Here is a 19,181-nt window from a genome sequence, read left to right as displayed (position 1 = left end):
CGGGGGCGCCTCAGGCAGCACCCCGGGCGCCCGTCAGGAGCAGAAGAACCACAGCACGCAGGTCTTCGGCGGCTTCGTCGGCGACGGGCTCGGGCTCGGCGCCCCCGTCGGCGGCTGCGTGCTGCCGGAGGCGCTGGGCGAGGGCTGCCCCGATCCACCCGGCTTTACGGAGGGCCCCTTGCCGGATCCGCCGGGCGCTCCGGACCCTCCCGAGGCGGAGGCGGACGCCCCTGTTCCTGGCTGCGCGGAGCCCGACGCGCCGCCCGCGGGCCCGCCCGGCTGCGAAGCCCCGGCCGAGGCCTTCGCCGCCCCGGCGGCCTTCGCCGGCTTCGGCGTGGCGGGAGCGCCCGGCCCTCCGGAGCGGCTCGGCAGCGGCGCCGGCTCGCCGGGGCCGTCCTCGTCGGTCAGCACCACGTTGGCGGCGCGGTCCGCGCTCTCCCCGTCGGCGATCATGCGGGCCACCGCCACCGATCCGCCGACCGCGAGCGACAGCCCGAGCCCGACGCTCAGCAGCACCCGCCGGCGCCGGCGGTTCTCGGCCCGGCGGCGCGCACCGGCCCGGCGCTCGTACGGCCCGGCCAGCTCCACGACGGAGTCGGCGAACGGATCCCCCTCCCCCGCCTCCGGCCCGCCCGCGTCCGTCCGGGCGGGCCCGTGCGGCCCGGCCGGCGCCGGATGCGGCGCGGCGGCCCCGTAGGGGGGTGCGGGGGCGGCTGGGGCCGCGGGGGGCAGGTACTCGGCCGGGGTTCCGCACCCGGCGCACGCCAGTGCGCCGTTGAGGTGCCTCCGGCAGGCGTGGCAGTAGTCCATGGCGCCTCGACGCTACGTGGTCGCGTGCAACAACCGCATCGCGAGTTCGTGGAGGTCCTGTGTGGAATCGTTGACTCCATGACAATTCCTCCTGCCGCAGGCCGTCCCGGCGCGGGCGGCGGGCCCTTCGGGCCGGCCGCCTTCCAGCTCGTGCTGCTGCGCCGCATGGCGGACTTCCGGCCCGAGCTGGCACAGGAGGCCAGACGGCGGCTCGGTGCCACGGCCGCCGACCAGCGGGAGGCCAACCGGCGCTGGCAGGCGATGGTCCGCTCGCCGCGCGCCCGCGGCGCCCTGGCCCGCTACCGGTCGGTGCTCGGCCCGCCGGAGTCGGCCGCCCCGCGCACCGTCGGCGACCTGCGGTGCGAGGCCCTCCAGTGGGCGCTGCCGCTCTGGCCGGACCTGCGCTTCGAGGTGCTGGCCGCCCCGGACGGGGCGGTGTGGAACGAGTGGCTGGTGCGCGCGCCGGGAGCCGCGGGGCCCGTCCTGCTGACGCCGCAGGACCTGCGGCCGTGGTCGGCGACGGTGGACGAGGTGGCGCGCGCCTTCGCGCCGGTCCGGCCCGTGGAGGGCAGTGCACCGACGCGGTGGCGGCTGGCGTTCACGGCCGCGGGGCGGGGCTGCGTCGCGGAGTTCACCTACGGCCTGCTCCAGCGGGTCCTCGCGGACGGGGTCGAACTCGAAACGTGAGGCGGCGTCCGCCTCTCCCGTTCAGTCCTCCGCCAGAAACGCCCGTACGCCGGCCGCCGTGGCCGGGTCGCCCGGCAGGGCGTTGTGGCGCAGACAGCCGACCGGCGTGTTGGCAGCCCCCTCGAGGGGCACGCTGGAGTCGGGGTTCACCGTCTCGTCGCACTGCGACCAGAACGTCGCGTACCGCACGGCGCCCGGCGTCTCGTCGCCCCCGGCCAGGTTCCGCACGACGTACGAACCCCGGGCGTCATGTCGCGGCAGGCCTGGTCCCACAGGGCGCAGGCCCACGCGGTGGTGGTGCCCCGGTTGGGCCCGGCCAGCGAGACCCAGCGGTCCACGGCTCCCTCGCCGCCGCCGAACTTGACGTACCAGCGGCTGACGAGCGATCCGAAGGAGTGCGAGACCACGTCGACGCGGTCGGCGCCTGTCGCCCGGCGCACCTCCTCGACGTACGCGCCGAGCCGCCCGGCCAGGACCTCGTTGACGGACCGGTGCGTGTCGTAGCCGAAGGAGAACAGCTCGGAGTCCGCGTACCCGGCGGCCCGAAGGTGTGCGCGCAGCGGACCCCACACTCCGGGGTCGGCGTTGTAGCCGTGGACGAGCACCACGGGGCGGTGCGGCGACGGCGCCGGGACGGCGGCTCGGGCCGGGGCGGGCGCGAGGAGGGCGGCGCAGAGCGCCGCGGCCGCCGCCGCGCCCTGGCGGGACGTCAGCATCGGGCCCCCTTTACCTGGTTACGCGCCAGTAGCGCGGACGGTGCGCGCATCGTCGTGCCTGTCGGTACGGAAATCCACCCCCGTGCAGCACCCGGCGACCCGTCGGCCGCTCCCCGGCCGGAGCACTTCAACGGGCGACATGCACCTTTCACCCGAGAAGATATGAAATGCAACCGGCATCCGCCGGGCTTCTTGCGTCAGCGCTCTCGGGAGGACCTGCCGTGACCGTCAGTCTTGAGCAGTTGCGCCGCTGCCACGTCGCCGTCGACCTCGGGGCGGCCCGGACCCGCGTCTACGTCAAGGGCGCCGGCCTCGTCGTCGACGAGCCCAGCGCCGCCGCCGTCAACACCCGCACCGGCGCGCTCATCGCGGTCGGCACGTTCGCCGAGCGGATGACCGGCCGCACCCCGGACTACATCCGCGTCGTGCGCCCCGTCTCCGGCGGCACGGTCGTCGACATCGAGATGGCCCAGCGGATGCTGCGCCACCTCCTCGGCGAGAAGCTCCGCCGCGCGCTGCGCCGCAAGCCGCGGCTGCGCGCCGCCGCCTGCACCCCGCACGACGCCGACCCCCTCGCCCAGCGGGCGGCGGTGGAGACGATGGTCGGGCTCGGCGCCCGGCGCGTCGAGCTCGTCGACACCCTGATCGCGGCGGCCGTCGGCTGCGGCCTGCCCGTGGAGCAGCCGACCGCGACGATGATCATGGTGTGCGGAGCCGCGGCCACGCAGGTCGCCGTCCTCTCCCTCGGCTCGATCGTCACCGCGCAGCGGATCCCCGTCGGCGGCGAGGCCATCGACCACGCCGTGGTGCAGCACCTGCGCCACGCCCACGAGCTGATGCTGCCCAGCCAGGCCGTCCGCCCGCTCCAGCTGGCCCTGCACGGCAACGGCCTCACCCCCGACGGCCCCGCCTCCACCCTGATCCACGGCCGGGACGTCGCCACCGGACTCGCCCGCTCCGTCCACGTCGACACCGCCGCGGTCCGCGACGCCATCCACACCCCGCTCACCGCGGTCCTCGACGGCATCGGCAAGGTCCTCCGCGACTGCCCGCCCGACCTGGTCGCCGACCTCACCGACCGCGGGATCATGATGGTGGGCGGCAGCGCGCTGCTCCCCGGCCTGGACCAGATGCTCCGCGACGCCACCGGCATGCCCGTGGCCATCGCGGAACGGCCCGACGTCTGCGCCGTGCTGGGCCTGGGCGCCATGCTGGAAGGCAAGGTCGCGCCGATGGTCCTCAACCCCCTGGCCGGCTGAGACCCGCCGCCTCCCGCGAGGCCGCAGCGCCCGGAGCCGCCCGCACCGGGCGCTGCGGCCCGTCCGGCGTTCCCGTCCGGCGTTCCCGTCCGGCGTTCCCGTCCGCGGACCGGCGCAGGGGCGGTCTACCCGGCCCCGGGCCGGGTGGCGGCGCGCAGGGCCAGACGGGTGCTGGACTGGGCCACGCCCGCCTCCCGCTTCAGTCTGCGCAGCAGGGTGTCGAGGGCCGCCGGGTCGGCGGCGCGGGCCCGTACGAGGTAGTCGTAGTCCCCCGTCACGTGCACCACCTCCGTGATCCCCGGCAGTCCGGCGACCCGCTGCTCGAACTCCTCGTTCGTGGTGTCCTGCCGCAGCGTGAGGTCGATGAAGACCACCAGCCCGCCGCGCGTGTCGGCGGCCGGGTCGACGATGACGGTGAAACCTCGGATCACCCCGTCGCGCCGCATCCGGCGCACCCGGTCCGCCGCCGCGTTGGCGCTGAGGCCGACGCGGACGCCGAGGTCCCGGTACGAGATCCGCGCATCCTGCTGCAGGATGCCGAGGATTTCCCTGTCGAGGCGGTCCATGCCGCGATTCTCGCAGCACAGGCCGATATCGGCTGCCGCGGTCGGCTGGGCCCGCCCCACTCTTCCCCACATGACGGAACTACTGAGTCCCGCGCTGGCGGGGACGGCCGCGGGCCTGGGCGTGGCGATGCCGATGGGGGCGATGAGCGTCCTGCTGCTCCAGGAGGCGGTGCGCGACCGCCGCACGGCCGTCGCCGCGGCGTCCGGCGTCGCCGCGGTCGACCTCGGATACGCGGCCCTGGCCACCGCGCTGGGCCCGTGGGTCGCCTCCCACGTGGCGCCGGTCGAGGCGTGGATCCGGCTGGCCGCGGCGGCGGTACTGCTGGCCATCGCCGCGCACGGCCTGGCCGGGGCGGCGCGGGTACGGGAGCCGGCGCCGGCCGCGGGCGGCCCCGCGGCCGCAGCCGAGAAGGCCCCCGGGCCCGGGCTCAGCCGCGGGGCGGTGTTCGCCCGGTACGTCGCCCTCACCGCCGTGAACCCCACCACCGCCCTGTACTTCGCCGCGCTGACGACCGCCCAGGGGGCAGCGCTGAGCAGCGGCGCCGCCGCGACCGCGTTCCTCACCGGCGTCGCCGCGGCCTCCCTGCTGTGGCAGCAGACGCTGGTCGTGCTCGGCTCGCTCGCCGGGCGGCGGATCTCCCCGACCACCCGGATATGGACGTTCCGCCTCGGCTACGGCCTGGTCGCCGCATATGCCGTGAAGATCGCCTTCCCCCTGCCCTGGTAGGCCGCCGGGGCCGGGCAGGGCCGTCAGCGGCCCGGTGGCGGCACACGCGCCGACCGCGCAGGCCGGTGAGGGCCGTGCCCGCCGGGGGACGTCCGTGCCCGCCGGGGGACGTCCGTGCCCGCCGGGGGGACGTCCGTGCATGCCGGGGAGGGCCGTGCCCGCCCGCGGACGTCCGTGCCCGCCGGGAGACGTCCGCGCAGGCCGGGTACGTCCGTGCCCGCCGGGGCGCGCTGCCGGCGCCGCCGCCCGCTGCCGCGCCACCCCCGGAAGGCCCGCCGGGCGGCCGCCCGAGAGCGGCTCGAACCGGCCGCCCCCGCCGCCGGACAGACCCTAGGGTGGCAGCGTGACCACGACCCGCCTCTCGGCCCGTGCGGCCCTCGCCTCCGTGACCGACCCCGGCAGCTTCGCCGAACTCCCCGCGCCGGCCCGGACGTCCGCGCCGGACGGGCCGCTGGGCTGGACCGGCTACGACGCCTCCCGCGCCCGCGCCGCCGACCGCACCGGCGAGGAGGAGTCCGTGGTGGTCGGGGCCGCCTCGATCGGCGGGAGCCGGGCCGTCCTGATCGCCTTCGAGTTCGGCTTCCTCGGCGGCTCCCTCGGCGAACGCACCGGGGACCGGCTCGAAGCCGCGTACGAGCACGCCCGCGCGCACCGCCTGCCGCTGGTGTCCCTGATCGCCACCGGGGGCTCCCGGATGCAGGAGGGCATGCTCGCGCTGGCGCAGCTCCAGCGCGTGGCCCGCCAGTGCGTCCTCACCCGGGCCGCGGGCCTCCCGCAGATCGCCGTGCTCCGCGATCCCACCACCGGCGGCGGCTGGGCCACCCTCGGCGCCGGGGCGGACGTCGTCCTCGCGCTGCCCGGCGCCCAGGTCGGCTTCGCCGGCTCGCGGGTGCGGCCCGCCGACGCCGACCCGGCGGCCTACACCGCCGAGGCCCAGTACGCCGCCGGGCACGTCGACGCGGTCGTGCCGCCCGCCGAGCTGCCCGGCGTCCTCGCCGACTGGCTGCGCGTCCTCGCCGCGCCCCGCTCGCCCGAGCCGGCCGAGCCCCCGGCGGCCCTGTCCGACGTACCGCCCCCGGCCGGCGGCTGGGACGCCGTACGGCAGGCCCGCCGCCCGGACCGGCCGCACGCCGCCGCCTACCTGGACGCGTACTTCCCGCTGCGGCTCGCGCTGTCCGGTGACCGGGCCGGGGGCACCGACCCGGGCATGCTGTGCGGCATCGGACTGCGCGCCGGGCGGGCCGTCGCGTACGCCGCCCAGTGCGGCACGGCCACCCGCCCGGCCGGGTACCGCACCGCGGCCCGCGTGATCCGCCTCGCGGACCGGCTGGGCATCCCCGTCCTGACGCTGGTCGACACCCCGGGGGCGGCCAACGACGCCGCCGCCGAGCGGGAGGGCGCCGGCGCGGCCATCGCCGACACGTTCGCGGCGGTCGCGGAGGCCTCCGTCCCCGTCACCACCCTCCTGATCGGCGAGGGCGGCTCGGGCGGGGCGCTGGCGCTGGCCGCGCCCGGCAACACGTGGGTGACCCCGGACTCCTACTTCTCCGTGATCGCGCCCGAGATGGCCGCGGCCATCCTCAAGCGCCCGGCGGCGGAGGCCCCCGCCACGGCCGGCCAGCTGCGCATCCGCCCGCAGGACCTCGTGGCGCTGGGCGTGGCCCGCGGCGTCGTCGCCCCGCAGCCGCGGCCCTGACCGCCGCCCTGCGGCCGGCCCGGCTCAGGGCTGCGGCGAGCGGGCGTCGTAGCGGGCGAAGCCGGGCCGGGACGCGGCCAAAACGGCCACGGCCAGCACGCAGGCGAGGCCGCCGCCCGTGATGGCCACGGCCGGGGAGGCGGCGTCGGCGACGGTCCCGGCGAGGAAGTCGCCGAGCCGCGGCCCGCCCGCGACGACCACGATGAACACGCCCTGGAGCCGGCCCCGCATCTCGTCCGGGGTGGCGGCCTGCATCATCGTCGAGCGGAACACCATGGAGACGGTGTCCGCCCAGCCGGCCAGCGCCAGGAACAGCACCCCGAGCCACAGGTTCCGCGTCAGCCCGAACACGGCGACGGCCGTCCCCCACGCGGCGACGGCCAGCAGGACCGCCAGTCCGTGGCGCCGGATCCGGCCCTGCCACCCGGAGAACAGCCCGCCGAGCAGCGCCCCCGCGGCCGGGGCGGCCACCAGCAGGCCGGTGGTCTTCGCGTCGCCGCCGAACCAGACGGCGGCGACGGCCGGGAACAGCGCCTTCGGCTGCGCCAGCACCATCGCCGCCAGGTCGGAGAAGAAGGTCATCCGGATGTTCGGGCACCTCCCGAGGAAGCGCAGCCCGTCCAGGACGGACGCCCGGCCCCGCCCGCCGCCCTCCCGGTCGGGCAGCATCGCCGGCAGCCGCCACATCGCGTACAGGGCGGCGCAGAAGGTGACGGCGTCGATCAGGTAGGCGGCCTGGAAGCCGAACAGGCCGACGGCGAAGCCGCCGAGCACCGGGCCGGCCATCGTGCCGGACGTCATGGTGACGGAGTTCAGCGCGTTCGCGGCGGGCAGCTGCTCGGGCGGCAGCAGCCGCGGGATCATCGCGGAGCGGGCCGGCCCGGCGAGGGCGCCGCACACGGCCTGCAGGGCGACGACGGCATACAGCAGCCACACCCGGTGGAAGCCGAGCAGCGCGGCGCCGGCCAGGACCACCGACAGGACGGCCATGCCGAGCGAGCTGTACAGGCCGAGCCTGCGGCGGTCCACGGTGTCGGCGACGGCACCGCCGTAGAGGCCGAAGACGACGAGCGGGACGAGGGAGAACAGCCCGACGAGCCCCACGGAGAAGCTGGAGCCGGTGATGTCGTACACCTGGAGCGAGATGGCGAGGGCCGTCATCGTCTGGCCCGTCCAGGAGACGGTGTTGCCGATCCACAGCCGCCGGTAGTCGGGCGAGGTCCGCAGCGGGGTCAGGTCGGCGAACACGCGCGGCGGACGGCCCGCGGGGGCGGGGGTGCTCGTACCGGTCACACGGGATGCTAACCGGCGGCCCGCGGCGCGCCGCAGGGGCCGTGGCCGGTTTCACGCAGCCGCAACAGCCGCCCCACCCGGATCCGCGGCCCCACCCCCGGCGGGACCTTGCCGCTAACGCGCCATGGGAGAGGGACATTTGACCGAATCGGCGCGCGCTCGCCGCCTGTCTCCCGCTCATGATGAAAAGACTCGTAATGTCCAGGGAGGCGTAGTGATCGAACCTGGCACCAGCACGACGAGCACCGACACGGCGGACGACGGCGCCCCCGCCGTCTCCGCCGTTCCCGCCCCCGTTCCCGGCACGGCACCGCTCACGGTCGGCGTGGAGGAGGAGTTCCTCCTCGTCGACGCCCGCACCTTCCGGGTGGTCCCGGCCGCCCCCCGCGTCCTGGAGACCGCCGCGGGCCTGCCCCACGAAGTGCACCCCGAGGGCACCCGCTACCAGGTGGAGATCTCCACCCCGGTCTCCGAGTCCGCCCTCGAACTGCGCAGGGAGCTGGCCGCCTTGCGGCGCACCCTCTCCCGGGCCGCCCGCGCCCACGGCTGCCGGCTGCTGGCCGCGCCCTCGCCGGTCGTGGCCGTGGACACGCCGCTGCACCTGACGGACGACGAGCCGCGCCAGCGCGAGCAGCACCGCCGCTTCGGCGCCCTCACCGACACCCTGGTCAGCTGCGGCCGCCACATCCACGTCGGCACCCTCGACGTGGACACGGCGGTCGCGGTGTCCAACCGGGTCCGGCCGTGGCTGCCGACGCTGATCGCGCTGGCCGCCAACTCGCCGTTCTGGGGCGGCCGAGACACCGGTCACGCCAGCTGGCGGGCGATGGCCTGGTCGGGCTGGCCCTCGGCGGGGCTGCCCCCGCACTTCACGTCCACCGCCCACTTCCGGAGCTCCGTGCAGACCCTGCTCGGCTCCGGCGCGGCCCTCGACACCAAGATGGTCTACTGGGACCTCCGCCCGTCCGGACACTGGCCGACGCTCGAGATCCGGGCACCCGACATGTCCTCGGACATCGACACGGCCGTCCTCCAGGCCGAACTGGTCCGCGCCCTCGTGGCGACCGCCCTGCGGGAGATCGCGGAGGACCGCCCCGAGCCGGCAGTCCGCGACGACGTGCTGCGCCTGGCGCGCTGGCGGGCCGCCCACGACGGCCTGGAGGGCTTCGGCCTCGACCCGTACACCGGGGCCGAACTCCCGGCGGCGGACCTCGCGGAGGCGCTCCTGGAACTGGTCGCCCCGGAACTGGCGGCCGCGGACGAACTCGACCACGCCGCCAAGACCCTGGGCGGCCTCCTCCGCGACGGCTCGGGCGCCCACCGCCAACGCGCGGTGTACACCCGCCGCGGCGACCTGGCGGACGTCCTACGCCACTTGGCGGACGAAACGGAAGACGTCTGACCGCCCACCCGCAAGTGACGGCCGCCACACCGCCCCGGCTCGGAGCCCCCCGTCCCGGACATGCCGAAGCCGCAGGTGCGATCGTTTCTGCACCTGCGGCTTGCGGTGGGGCGGGTGGGACTCGAACCCACGGCCGACGGATTATGAGTCCGCTGCTCTAACCGGCTGAGCTACCGCCCCTTCTCGGCGTGGCGCGTACATGTGTGCGCGCCGTCTGCCGCAGCATAGCCGCTCATACGATCTCCTGCTCCGGATGCTCCGCGTGATCGGCTTCACCTGACGTGGGAGACCGCTTCCCGGGCCGATCGGTTCCCTCCGCGGGGCAAAAAAAGAAGAGGACCCCGACCGGGGCCCTCTTCCCTCTGCTCCCCCGGCTGGACTCGAACCAGCAACCCTCCGGTTAACAGCCGAATGCTCTGCCAATTGAGCTACAGGGGACCGCGCTCCCCCGACTGGACTCGAACCAGTAACCTGCCGGTTAACAGCCGGCTGCTCTGCCAATTGAGCTACAGGGGATTGCTGCGTTGCGCCGAACGGCCCACCTCCGGCCGAGCCGGGGGGCGAGCGCCCGTCGCGAGACATAGATTAGCGCAAGCAGGGGGGTGCTCCGCCAATCGGTATCGAGCGCCGGCCGGGCACACACGACGAGAGGTGGCAGGCATGCGGTACAAGGTCGCGTTCGCGGTCGGACTGGGCCTCGGGTACGTCCTCGGCTCCCGGGCCGGGCGCGAGCGCTACGAGCAGCTGAAGAAGTCCGCGCGCGAGGTCGCGCAGAACCCGGCCGTGCGGAACGCGGCCGAGACCGCCGGCCAGGCCGGCCGGCAGTACGCGGGCAAGGCCGTCACCGTGCTGGGCGACAAGGTCGGCGGCGTCCTCCCGGCCCCGCTGGCCGAGCGGGTGCGCGCCCTGCGCGGCCGGGGCGGCGGCTACGACGACGAGTGGGGCACCAGCAACACCTGAGACGCCGGCTCCCCGCGGGATCCGCTGCCTCCCGGGGCGGCGGATTCCGCACTGCCGTGCGGCAGAATTCTCCGCATGGGGATAGTCGCCGGGCTGGACAGCTCTTCCGCCTTCACTCGCATCGTCGTCTGCGACACCGACACGGGTGCCGTACTGCGCCAGGGGTACGCGCCCCATCCCCAGCCCGCGGGTGATCCGGAGGGCTTCCACCCCCATGAGGCCGATCCGCAGGCCTGGCTGCTGTCCCTGGGCGAGGCGGCCGGCGGGGGGCTCCTCGAAGGGGTCCAGGCCATCGGCGTCTCCGCCCAGCAGCACGGCCTGCTGGCGCTGGACGCGCAGGGCGCGCTCGTCCGCCCCGCCCTCGTCGGCAACGACAAGCGCGGCCAGGTCGCCGCGGCCGACCTGACCGAGGCGCTGGGCGGCCGGCACGCCTGGGCCGAGGCCGTCGGCTGCGTCCCGCACTCGGCGCAGCCCGTCGCGAAGCTCGCCTGGCTGGCCCGCACGGAGCCGGACGCGGCGCGCCGCACGGCGGTGCTGATGTCGCCGCACGACTGGCTCGTCTGGCAGCTGCTGGGCCGCCCCGCCCGGCGCACCACCGACCGGGGCGGCGCCTCCGGCACCGGCTACTGGTCGGCCCGGACCGGTTCCTACCGCCCCGACCTGGTGGAGCTCGCCCTCGGGCACATGGCGCTGCTGCCGGAGGTCCTCGCGCCGGCCGAGGCCGCCGGGATGACCCCGGAGGGGCTGCTGATCTCCGCCGGCACCGGCGAGACCATGGCCGCGGCGCTCGGGCTCGGCCTGGGCCCCGGCGACGCGGTGGTCTCCCTGGGCGCCTCGGGTTCGGTGATGGCCGTCCACCACGAGGCGCTGACCGAGCCGAACGGGCTGATCACCTCCCTCGCCGACGCGGGCGGGATGCACCTGCCGGTCGTGAACACCGCCAATGCGGTACGGGCCCTGCGGGGCACCGCCGAGCTGCTCGGCACCGATCTCGACGGGCTGTCCGACCTGGCGCTGAAGTCGACGCCCGGCGCGCACGGCCTGGTCCTCCTGCCGTACCTGGAGGGCGAGCGCACCCCGAACCTGCCGCACACGGCGGGCACCCTGTCCGGGCTGCGGCGCGACTCCATGAAGCCGGAGCACCTGGCGCGGGCCGCGTTCGAGGGCATGCTGTGCGGGCTGGCGGACGCCATCGACGTGCTGCGGATGCGCGGCGTCGACATCCGGCGGGTGTTCCTCCTGGGCGCCGCGGCCGGGCTGCCGGCCGTGCAGGCGGCAGCGCCCGGGCTGTTCGGGACGCAGATCGTCGTTCCTGCGCCCGCGGACTACGCGGCGGTGGGCGCGGCGCGGCAGGCGGCGTGGGCGCTGGGGGTGCAGCAGGGGACGCTGGCCCCGCACACGCCCCCGGTGTGGCCGGGGCCGGCGGCGCAGGTCTTCGAGCCGGGGGAGGACTACCCGGCCTGGCAGGCGGTGCGCCAGCAGTACATCGCGACGCGCGAGCAGATACACCCGGGCGCGTTCCAGGCGTAGGGGCGCGGCGCCGCGGGGAGCGGCAGGGCCGGGGCGCGCGGGGCCGGTCTGCTCCTTTTGACCGTCCTTTGCAAAAACGGGTGGGTCCGGGCGCGGGGTTGGCCGAAGATGGGGTGACCCCCCTCGATCCCCGACCGGAGCCTGCGCGTGCTCATACGACTTCTGCGGACCCATCTGGGTCCGTACCGGAAACCGATCGCCCTGCTGGTGCTGCTGCAACTGCTGCAGACCAGCGCGAGCCTCTACCTGCCCACGCTGAACGCCGACATCATCGACAAGGGCGTCGTGAGCGGCGACACCGGCTACATCCTGCGCTTCGGGGCGCTGATGCTGGCCGTCTCGCTCGTCCAGCTGGGCTGCAACATCGGCGCCGTGTACTACGGCGCCCGTACTTCCGCGGCGCTGGGCCGCGACGTCCGTGCCGCCGTCTTCGACCGGGTGCAGAGCTTCTCCGCGCGCGAACTGGGCCAGTTCGGGGCGCCGTCGCTGATCACCCGCACGACGAACGACGTGCAGCAGATCCAGATGCTGGTGCTGATGACCTTCACGCTGATGGTCTCGGCGCCGATCATGTGCATCGGCGGCATTGCGATGGCCCTGTCGCTGGACGTGGCGCTGTCGGGCGTGCTGCTGGCCGTGGTGCCCGTCCTGGGCCTGTCCGTCGGCGCGATCGTGTGGCGGACGCGCCCGCTGTTCCGGCAGATGCAGGAGCGGCTGGACGTGGTGAACCGGGTGCTGCGCGAGCAGATCACCGGCAACCGGGTGATCCGCGCGTTCGTCCGCGACGGCTACGAGAAGGAGCGCTTCCGCGGGGCGAACACCTCGCTGACCGACGTGTCGCTGGCCTCGGGGCGGCTCCTGGCGCTGATGTTCCCCACGGTCATCGTGGTCGTGAACATCTCCAGCGTCGCCGTCATCTGGTTCGGCGCGATGCGGATCGACAGCGGCGGCATGGAGATCGGCCAGCTGACGGCGTTCCTCGCCTACCTGATGCAGATCGTCATGGCCGTCATGATGGCCACGTTCATGTTCATGATGGTGCCGCGCGCCGAGGTGTGCGCGGAGCGCGTGCAGGAGGTGCTGGACACCGAGTCCAGCGTCGTCCCGCCCGCGGACCCGGTGCGCGAGCTGTCCCGGCGCGGGGTGCTGGAGCTGCGCGGCGCCGACTTCCGCTACCCGGGCGCGGAGGCGCCCGTGCTGCGCGGGGTGGACCTGGTGGCCCGACCCGGGGAGACGACGGCGGTCATCGGATCCACCGGCAGCGGCAAGTCGACGCTGCTGGGGCTGGTGCCTCGGCTGTTCGACGCGACCGGCGGCGATGTCCTCGTGGACGGCGAGGACGTGCGCCGCCTGGACCCGAAGCTGCTGGCCCGCACGGTGGGCCTGGTGCCGCAGAAGCCGTACCTGTTCTCCGGAACGGTGGCCTCCAACCTGCGCTACGGGCGCCCGGACGCCACGGACGAGGAGCTGTGGCACGCCCTGGAGGTGGCGCAGGCGCGGGAGTTCGTCGCCGCGCTCGAAGGCGGTCTGGACGCACCGATCACCCAGGGCGGGACGAACGTCTCCGGCGGCCAGCGCCAGCGCCTGGCCATCGCCCGCACCCTGGTGCAGCGCCCGGAGATCTACCTGTTCGACGACTCCTTCTCGGCCCTGGACTACGCGACGGACGCGGCGCTGCGCGCGGCGCTGGGCCGGGAGACCGGGGACGCGACGGTGGTCATCGTCGCGCAGCGGGTCGCGACGATCCGCGACGCCGACCGGATCATCGTGCTCGACGAGGGGCAGGTCGTCGGCGAGGGCCGCCACCACGAGCTGATGGCCGGGAACGAGACCTACCGGGAGATCGTGCTCTCCCAGCTGACGGAGGCGGAGGCCGCATGAGCGGGCCCGGAGGACGGATGATGATGGGGCCCGGGCAGCGGTCCCTGGACTTCAAGGGCTCGGGGAAGCGGCTGCTGCGGCAGATCGCGTACGACCGGGCGAAGCTGTGGGGGATGGTCGCCGCCGTGTTCGGCAGCGTCGTCTGCACGGTGATCGGCCCGAAGATCCTCGGGCATGCGACGGACCTCGTCTTCGCGGGGATCGTCGGCCGGGAGATGCCGGCGGGCCTCACCAAGGAGCAGGCGCTCGACGCGATGCGCGCCCGCGGCGAGGACGGTACCGCCGACATGCTGTCGGGGACGGACTTCACGCCGGGCGAGGGCATCGACTTCGGCGCGGTCGGCGTCGTCGCGGTGTGGGCGCTGGTGGTGTTCGTGCTGGCCGGGCTGCTGATGCTGGTCGCGACGCGGCTGTCGAACCACATCATGAACGGCACCGTGTACCGGATGCGCGAGGAGCTGCAGGACAAGCTGTCGCGGCTGCCGCTGTCGTACTTCGACCGGCAGAAGCGGGGCGAGGTCCTCAGCCGGGCGACGAACGACATCGACAACATCGGGCAGACGCTCCAGCAGACGATGGGGCAGCTGCTGAACTCGCTGCTGACGATCGTCGGCGTGCTGGCGATGATGGTCTGGATCTCGCCCCTGCTGGCGCTGGTCGCGCTGGTGACGATCCCGGTGTCGGTGGTCGTGGCGGCGAAGATCGGCAAGAGGTCTCAGCCTCAGTTCGTGGCGCAGTGGAAGTCGACCGGCTCGCTGAACGCGCACGTCGAGGAGATGTACTCGGGGCACGCGCTGGTGAAGGTCTTCGGCCGGCAGGAGGAGTCCGCGGCGGTCTTCGCCGAGCAGAACGAGGCGCTGTTCCGGGCCTCGTTCAAGGCGCAGCTGGTCAGCGGCATCATGCAGCCGGTGATGTTCTTCATCTCGAACATCAACTACGTGCTGGTGGCGGTGGTCGGCGGTCTGCGGGTGGCCTCGGGCAGCCTGTCGATCGGCGACGTGCAGGCGTTCATCCAGTATTCGCGGCAGTTCTCGATGCCGCTGACGCAGGTCGCGTCGATGGCGAACCTGGTGCAGTCGGGTGTTGCGTCGGCGGAGCGCGTGTACGAGGTGCTGGACGCGGAGGAGCAGGAGCCGGACGCTGCGGTGCCGGAGCGTCCGCAGGAGGTCCGCGGCCGGGTCGTGCTGGAGAAGGTGTCCTTCCGGTACGAGCCGGACAAGCCGCTGATCGAGGACCTGTCGCTGGCGGTGGAGCCCGGCCAGACGGTCGCGATCGTCGGCCCCACCGGCGCCGGCAAGACGACGCTGGTGAACCTGCTGATGCGGTTCTACGAGGTCACCGGCGGCCGTATCGCCCTGGACGGGGCGGACATCGCGAAGATGACCCGCGAGGACCTGCGCGGCGGCATCGGCATGGTGCTCCAGGACACCTGGCTGTTCGGCGGGACGATCGCGGAGAACATCGCGTACGGCGCCTCCCGCGAGGTCACGCGCGCCGAGATCGAGGAGGCCGCGCGGGCCGCGCACGCCGACCGGTTCGTGCGCACCCTGCCGGACGGCTACGACACGGTGCTGGACGACGAGGGCTCGGGCGTCAGCGCCGGCGAGAAGCAGCTGATCACGATCGCGCGGGCGTTCCTGTCCGACCCGGTGATCCTGGTCCTCGACGAGGCGACGAGCTCGGTCGACACCCGTACGGAGGTGCTGATCCAGAAGGCGATGGCGCGGCTGGCGCACGGCCGCACCTCGTTCGTGATCGCGCACCGGCTCTCCACCATCCGGGACGCGGACGTGATCCTGGTGATGGAGAACGGCTCGATCGTCGAACAGGGCACGCACGAGGAGCTGCTCGCGGCGGACGGCGCCTACGCCCGGCTGTACGCGGCGCAGTTCGCCCAGGCGGTGGCCGAAGTCGACTAGCAGGGCGGAACGTTGAGACGGCGGGGGGCGTACGCGGCTGCGTGCGCCCCCCGCCGACGTCAGTCGAGGTAGCCGCGCAGCTGGTCGGCGAAGGCGTGGTCGCGGAGCTTGCAGAGGGTCTTGGACTCGATCTGCCGGATGCGCTCACGGGTCACGCCGAAGATGCGCCCGATCTCCTCCAGGGTGCGCGGCCGCCCGTCGGCGAGGCCGTACCGCAACTGGACGACCTTGCGCTCGCGTTCGCCGAGGGTCGACAGGACGGCTTCCAGGTGCTCGCGCAGCAGGAAGAACGCCGCGGACTCCATCGGCGAGGCGGCGTCGCCGTCCTCGATGAGGTCGCCCAGGGCGACGTCGTCCTCCTCGCCGACCGGGGAGTGCAGGGACACCGGCTCCTGGGCGAGCCGCAGCACCTCCACGACCCGCTCGGGCGTCAGCTCCAGGTGGACGGCGACCTCTTCGGCGGTGGGCTCGTAGCCGCGCTCCTGGAGCATGCGCCGCTGCACGCGGACGACGCGGTTGATCAGCTCCACGACGTGGACGGGGACGCGGATGGTGCGCGCCTGGTCGGCGAGGGCGCGCGACATGGCCTGCCGGATCCACCACGTGGCGTACGTGGAGAACTTGTAGCCGCGGGTGTAGTCGAATTTCTCCACGGCCCGGATCAGGCCGAGGTTCCCCTCCTGGACGAGGTCGAGCATGGTGAGCCCGCGGCCGACGTAGCGCTTGGCGACGGAGACGACGAGCCTCAGGTTCGACTCGATGAGGCGGCGCTTGGCCATGCGGCCCATGACGACGAGCTTGTCCAGGTCGAGGGCGAGCCGGAGGTCGAGGTCGGGGTCGCCGGCGAGCTTCTCCTCGGCGAACAGGCCGGCTTCGACGCGCCGGGCCAGCTCGACCTCCTCGGCCGCGGTGAGCAGCGGGATCCTGCCGATCTCGCGGAGGTACTGGCGGAACAGGTCCGCGGAGGGCCCGGTCGAGGCGCTCTCGGCGCGCCGCCGGTCCGGGACGTGCTCGATGATGTCGGGGACCTCGGGCTCGTCGTCCGCTTCCTCGAACCCGGTGCCGGGTCCGGCTGCCGGCTCCTTGTCGGGCTCCTCGGCCGCGGGGGCCCCGGTCTGTCCGGCGGGCGGGCTCGCGTTGACGGTCGGGATCCGGGTCTGCACGGGGGCGACCTCCAGGGCTCCGAGGACGGTGGCACCGCACCTCAGTGTGGGGTACGGCACATCGCCGCCACGAGGGGCGTGCGGGCACTTTCTGAGTCCGGTGCGTGACCGGATGGTTACCCGCTGCGGGGAACACCGATGCGGATCGGACTGATGTCCGACCCGCTCGCCCGTCGGCCCCCTGTGCCGTCCAGGCCAGGCCCCGGCCCCGGACCGGGGTCAGCCGAGCGGCTCGACGCGGACCGCGCACACCTTGAACTCGGGCATCCGGGAGGTCGGATCGAGCGCCGGGTTGGTCAGCGTGTTGGCGCGGCCCTCTCCCGGCCAGTGGAACGGCATGAAGACCGTGTCGGCGCGGATGGCGTCCGTGATGCGGGCGGGGGCGACGGCCCTGCCGCGGCGGGAGGTGACGGCGAGCGGGGTGCCCTCGACGGCGCCCAGGCGGGCCGCGAGGCGCGGGTGCAGCTCCACGAACGGGCCGGGGGCCGCGGCGTTCAGCTCGTCGACGCGGCGGGTCTGCGCCCCGGACTGGTACTGGGCGACGACACGGCCGGTGGTCAGCAGGACCGGGTAGTCGGCGTCGGGGAGTTCGGCCGCGTCCCGGTGGGAGACGGCGGCGAAGCGGGCGCGCCCGTCCGCGGTGGCGAACCGGTCGAGGAACAGCCGGGGCTGCCCCGCGGAGCCCTCCGGGCAGGGCCAGAAGACGCCCTGCTCGGCCTCGATGCGGGCGTAGGAGATGCCGGAGTAGTCGGCGGGCCCGCCGGCGGAGGCGCGCCGGAGCTCCTCGAAGACCTCCTCGGCGGCGGTGGGGAAGCCCTTCTCCACACCGAGGCGGGCGGCGAGGCCGTTCATCACCTCCAGGTCGCTGCGCACGCCCGGCGGCGGGGTCAGGGCGCGGCGGCGCAGCAGGACGCGGCCTTCGAGGTTGGTGGTGGTGCCGGTCTCCTCGGCCCACTGGGTGACGGGGAGGACGACGTCGGCGAGGGCGGCCGTCTCGGAGAGGACGACGTCCGCGACGGCGAGGAAGTCCAGGGAGCGGATGCGGTCCTCGACGTGGGCGGCCCGGGGCGCGGAGACGACCGGGTTGGAGCCCATCAGGAGCAGGGCCCGCACGTCGGTGCCGAGTGCGTCGAGGAGTTCGTACGCGCTGCGGCCGGGGCCGGGCAGGCTGTCGGGGTCGACGCCCCACACGGAGGCGACGTGGGCGCGGGCCGCCGGGTCGGTCAGCTTGCGGTAGCCGGGGAGCTGGTCGGCCTTCTGGCCGTGCTCGCGGCCGCCCTGGCCGTTGCCCTGGCCGGTGAGGCAGCCGTAGCCGGAGTGGGGGCGGCCGGCCCGGCCGGTGGCCAGGCACAGGTTGATCCAGGCACCGACGGTGTCGGTCCCCTTCGACTGCTGCTCGGGGCCGCGGGCGGTGAGGACCATCGCCGAGGACGGGGCGCAGAACAGGGACACCGCCTCGCGGAGCTTCGGCACGGGGACGCCGGTGATCCGCTCCACCAGCTCCGGCCAGTGCGCCATGGCCGCGGCCCGCGCCTCTTCCCAGCCGGTGGTGCGCTCCGCGATGAACGCGTCGTCGGTGCGGCCTTCGGCGACGACCAGGTGCAGCAGGCCGAGCGCGAGGGCGAGGTCGGTGCCGGGGCGGGGTGCCAGGTGCAGGTCGGCCTGTTCGGCGGTGCGGGTGCGGCGGGGGTCGACGACGATCAGGGTGCCGCCGTTGGCCTTGAGCTCGGTGAAGTAGCGCAGGGCCGGCGGCATGGTTTCGGCCGGGTTGGAGCCGACGAGGATCACGCAGCCGGTGCGCGGGATGTCCTCCAGCGGGAACGGCAGCCCCCGGTCCAGCCCGAAGGCCCGCTGGTGGGCGGCCGCGGCCGAGGACATGCAGAACCGGCCGTTGTAGTCGATCTGCGAGGTGCGCAGGGCGACGCGGGCGAACTTCCCGAGCGCGTAGGCCTTCTCGTTGGTGAGCCCGCCCCCGCCGAACACGCCGACGGCGTCGGGCCCGTGGGCGTCGCGGGTCCGGGCGAGGCCTTCGGCGACGGCGTCGAGGGCCTCCTCCCAGGTGGCCGGCTCCAGCCGCCCGGCGCGGGTGCGGACGAGCGGCTCGGTCAGGCGCACCCGGGAGGAGAGCACGGCGGGCGCGGTGCGGCCCTTGCCGCACAGGGCGCCCCGGTTCACGGGGAACTCCGTCCGCTCCTCCACCGCCACCCCCGCCCCGTCCGGCGCGGGGCGCAGGTTCATCCCGCACTGGAGGGCGCAGTAGGGGCAGTGCGTGGCGGTGGCGGTGGCGGGCGTGTGCATGCGGCCAGCGTGCGGCGGCGGTGTTACACAGGCCGCCGCCTCCGGTTACACCTCCCGTACGGGCGCCTCAGCGCCCCCGCCGCCCCCCGGTGAGGACCACCGCCGGCCCCGGCGGACCGACCGGTCGGCCCGCCGGCCGGCCGCCCGGTCGGCCCTGCCGGACGCCGGATCGGCCGTGCCGGCCGCCGGGTCGGCCGCCGGCGAGGTGTGCCGTCCGTCGGCCGGCGGTCCAGCCGCCGGCCGACGGACGGCTCGGCGCCGGTGACGCGGGCGG

General features: G+C 74.9%; 16 protein-coding genes and 3 tRNA genes. 9 read left to right on the top strand and 10 right to left on the bottom strand.

Annotation, left to right across the window (positions count from 1 at the left end):
* Positions 1-33: 33 nt before the first annotated feature.
* Positions 34-810 (bottom strand): hypothetical protein, encoded by a 777-nt coding sequence (locus EF903_RS04125; protein ID WP_125541204.1) that lies wholly within the window; start codon positions 808-810, stop codon positions 34-36.
* Between the two features lie 78 nt (positions 811-888).
* Here EF903_RS04125 and EF903_RS04120 point away from each other — a divergent pair, with 78 nt between their 5' ends.
* The gene (locus EF903_RS04120) at positions 889-1,497 is read left to right on the top strand and encodes a hypothetical protein (protein ID WP_125541203.1); all 609 of its coding nucleotides are present in this window, start codon (positions 889-891) and stop codon (positions 1,495-1,497) included.
* A gap of 21 nt (positions 1,498-1,518) precedes the next feature.
* On the opposite strand, the gene EF903_RS34985 is transcribed toward EF903_RS04120, so the two are convergent.
* Entirely contained in the window at positions 1,519-1,686 is a 168-nt protein-coding gene (locus EF903_RS34985; RefSeq protein WP_260614791.1) for a hypothetical protein, read from the bottom strand.
* The gene (locus tag EF903_RS04115) at positions 1,644-2,213 is read right to left on the bottom strand and encodes a triacylglycerol lipase (protein ID WP_260614790.1); all 570 of its coding nucleotides are present in this window, start codon (positions 2,211-2,213) and stop codon (positions 1,644-1,646) included. The genes EF903_RS34985 and EF903_RS04115 overlap by 43 nt, the downstream gene beginning before the upstream one ends.
* Before the next feature lie 221 nt (positions 2,214-2,434).
* Here EF903_RS04115 and EF903_RS04110 point away from each other — a divergent pair, with 221 nt between their 5' ends.
* Positions 2,435-3,472, top strand: coding sequence for a rod shape-determining protein (locus EF903_RS04110; protein ID WP_114057456.1), 1,038 nt, complete (start codon positions 2,435-2,437; stop codon positions 3,470-3,472).
* Between the two features lie 125 nt (positions 3,473-3,597).
* On the opposite strand, the gene EF903_RS04105 is transcribed toward EF903_RS04110, so the two are convergent.
* On the bottom strand, positions 3,598-4,038 hold the full coding sequence (locus EF903_RS04105; protein WP_125541202.1) for an Lrp/AsnC family transcriptional regulator: 441 nt from the start codon (positions 4,036-4,038) through the stop codon (positions 3,598-3,600).
* A 70-nt stretch (positions 4,039-4,108) separates the two neighbouring features.
* Between EF903_RS04105 and EF903_RS04100 the strand changes: the two genes are divergently transcribed.
* Positions 4,109-4,765 (top strand): LysE family transporter, encoded by a 657-nt coding sequence (locus EF903_RS04100; protein ID WP_125541201.1) that lies wholly within the window; start codon positions 4,109-4,111, stop codon positions 4,763-4,765.
* Between the two features lie 343 nt (positions 4,766-5,108).
* Positions 5,109-6,461 carry a carboxyl transferase domain-containing protein gene (locus EF903_RS04095; protein ID WP_125541200.1) on the top strand — a complete coding sequence of 451 codons (1,353 nt, stop codon included), beginning with the start codon at positions 5,109-5,111 and terminating at the stop codon, positions 6,459-6,461.
* 24 nt (positions 6,462-6,485) lie between these two features.
* On the opposite strand, the gene EF903_RS04090 is transcribed toward EF903_RS04095, so the two are convergent.
* On the bottom strand, positions 6,486-7,754 hold the full coding sequence (locus EF903_RS04090) for an MFS transporter (RefSeq protein ID WP_125541199.1): 1,269 nt from the start codon (positions 7,752-7,754) through the stop codon (positions 6,486-6,488).
* A 214-nt stretch (positions 7,755-7,968) separates the two neighbouring features.
* Between EF903_RS04090 and EF903_RS04085 the strand changes: the two genes are divergently transcribed.
* The gene (locus EF903_RS04085; RefSeq protein WP_185902511.1) at positions 7,969-9,156 is read left to right on the top strand and encodes a glutamate--cysteine ligase; all 1,188 of its coding nucleotides are present in this window, start codon (positions 7,969-7,971) and stop codon (positions 9,154-9,156) included.
* A 106-nt stretch (positions 9,157-9,262) separates the two neighbouring features.
* Here EF903_RS04085 and EF903_RS04080 read toward each other — a convergent pair.
* The 3 genes from EF903_RS04080 to EF903_RS04070 all read right to left on the bottom strand — a co-directional run bounded on the left by EF903_RS04080 (position 9,263) and on the right by EF903_RS04070 (position 9,672).
* Positions 9,263-9,336, bottom strand: a tRNA-Ile gene (locus EF903_RS04080).
* Positions 9,337-9,521: 185 nt separating this feature from the next.
* Positions 9,522-9,594: transfer RNA gene (locus tag EF903_RS04075), tRNA-Asn, on the bottom strand.
* A gap of 5 nt (positions 9,595-9,599) precedes the next feature.
* Positions 9,600-9,672: transfer RNA gene (locus EF903_RS04070), tRNA-Asn, on the bottom strand.
* 144 nt (positions 9,673-9,816) lie between these two features.
* On the opposite strand from EF903_RS04070, the gene EF903_RS04065 reads away from it, so the two are divergent.
* From EF903_RS04065 to EF903_RS04050, 4 genes are all read left to right on the top strand, one after another.
* Complete coding sequence (locus tag EF903_RS04065; RefSeq protein WP_125541197.1) at positions 9,817-10,116, top strand: YtxH domain-containing protein; 300 nt, start codon at positions 9,817-9,819, stop codon at positions 10,114-10,116.
* A 75-nt stretch (positions 10,117-10,191) separates the two neighbouring features.
* The gene (locus EF903_RS04060; protein ID WP_125541196.1) at positions 10,192-11,646 is read left to right on the top strand and encodes an FGGY family carbohydrate kinase; all 1,455 of its coding nucleotides are present in this window, start codon (positions 10,192-10,194) and stop codon (positions 11,644-11,646) included.
* Positions 11,647-11,793: 147 nt separating this feature from the next.
* A complete protein-coding gene (locus EF903_RS04055; protein WP_125541195.1) occupies positions 11,794-13,527 on the top strand; it encodes an ABC transporter ATP-binding protein in 1,734 nt (577 codons plus the stop codon).
* The gene (locus EF903_RS04050) at positions 13,524-15,446 is read left to right on the top strand and encodes an ABC transporter ATP-binding protein (protein WP_125541194.1); all 1,923 of its coding nucleotides are present in this window, start codon (positions 13,524-13,526) and stop codon (positions 15,444-15,446) included. The genes EF903_RS04055 and EF903_RS04050 overlap by 4 nt, the downstream gene beginning before the upstream one ends.
* Before the next feature lie 59 nt (positions 15,447-15,505).
* On the opposite strand, the gene EF903_RS04045 is transcribed toward EF903_RS04050, so the two are convergent.
* Together EF903_RS04045 and EF903_RS04040 are read right to left on the bottom strand one after the other, a co-directional pair.
* Positions 15,506-16,609, bottom strand: coding sequence for an RNA polymerase sigma factor (locus tag EF903_RS04045; RefSeq protein WP_125541225.1), 1,104 nt, complete (start codon positions 16,607-16,609; stop codon positions 15,506-15,508).
* A 219-nt stretch (positions 16,610-16,828) separates the two neighbouring features.
* Entirely contained in the window at positions 16,829-18,907 is a 2,079-nt protein-coding gene (locus tag EF903_RS04040; protein ID WP_125541193.1) for a molybdopterin oxidoreductase family protein, read from the bottom strand.
* Positions 18,908-19,181: the final 274 nt, after the last annotated feature.

The organism is Streptomyces sp. WAC05292 (assembly GCF_003949955.1).
GTDB lineage: Bacteria > Actinomycetota > Actinomycetes > Streptomycetales > Streptomycetaceae > Streptomyces > Streptomyces globosus.
The sequence above is the reverse complement of the archived record's forward strand: the minus strand, read 5'-3'. Positions and strand labels throughout refer to the sequence as shown.

Coding starts and splice junctions, on each gene's coding strand:
- EF903_RS04120 (WP_125541203.1), top strand. CDS start 889: ATGACAATTCCTCCTGCCGCAGGCCGTCCCGGCGCGGGCGGCGGGCCC.
- EF903_RS04050 (WP_125541194.1), top strand. CDS start 13,524: ATGAGCGGGCCCGGAGGACGGATGATGATGGGGCCCGGGCAGCGGTCC.
- EF903_RS04065 (WP_125541197.1), top strand. CDS start 9,817: ATGCGGTACAAGGTCGCGTTCGCGGTCGGACTGGGCCTCGGGTACGTC.
- EF903_RS04060 (WP_125541196.1), top strand. CDS start 10,192: ATGGGGATAGTCGCCGGGCTGGACAGCTCTTCCGCCTTCACTCGCATC.
- EF903_RS04105 (WP_125541202.1), bottom strand. CDS start 4,038: ATGGACCGCCTCGACAGGGAAATCCTCGGCATCCTGCAGCAGGATGCG.
- EF903_RS04115 (WP_260614790.1), bottom strand. CDS start 2,213: ATGCTGACGTCCCGCCAGGGCGCGGCGGCGGCCGCGGCGCTCTGCGCC.
- EF903_RS04100 (WP_125541201.1), top strand. CDS start 4,109: ATGACGGAACTACTGAGTCCCGCGCTGGCGGGGACGGCCGCGGGCCTG.
- EF903_RS04040 (WP_125541193.1), bottom strand. CDS start 18,907: ATGCACACGCCCGCCACCGCCACCGCCACGCACTGCCCCTACTGCGCC.
- EF903_RS04125 (WP_125541204.1), bottom strand. CDS start 810: ATGGACTACTGCCACGCCTGCCGGAGGCACCTCAACGGCGCACTGGCG.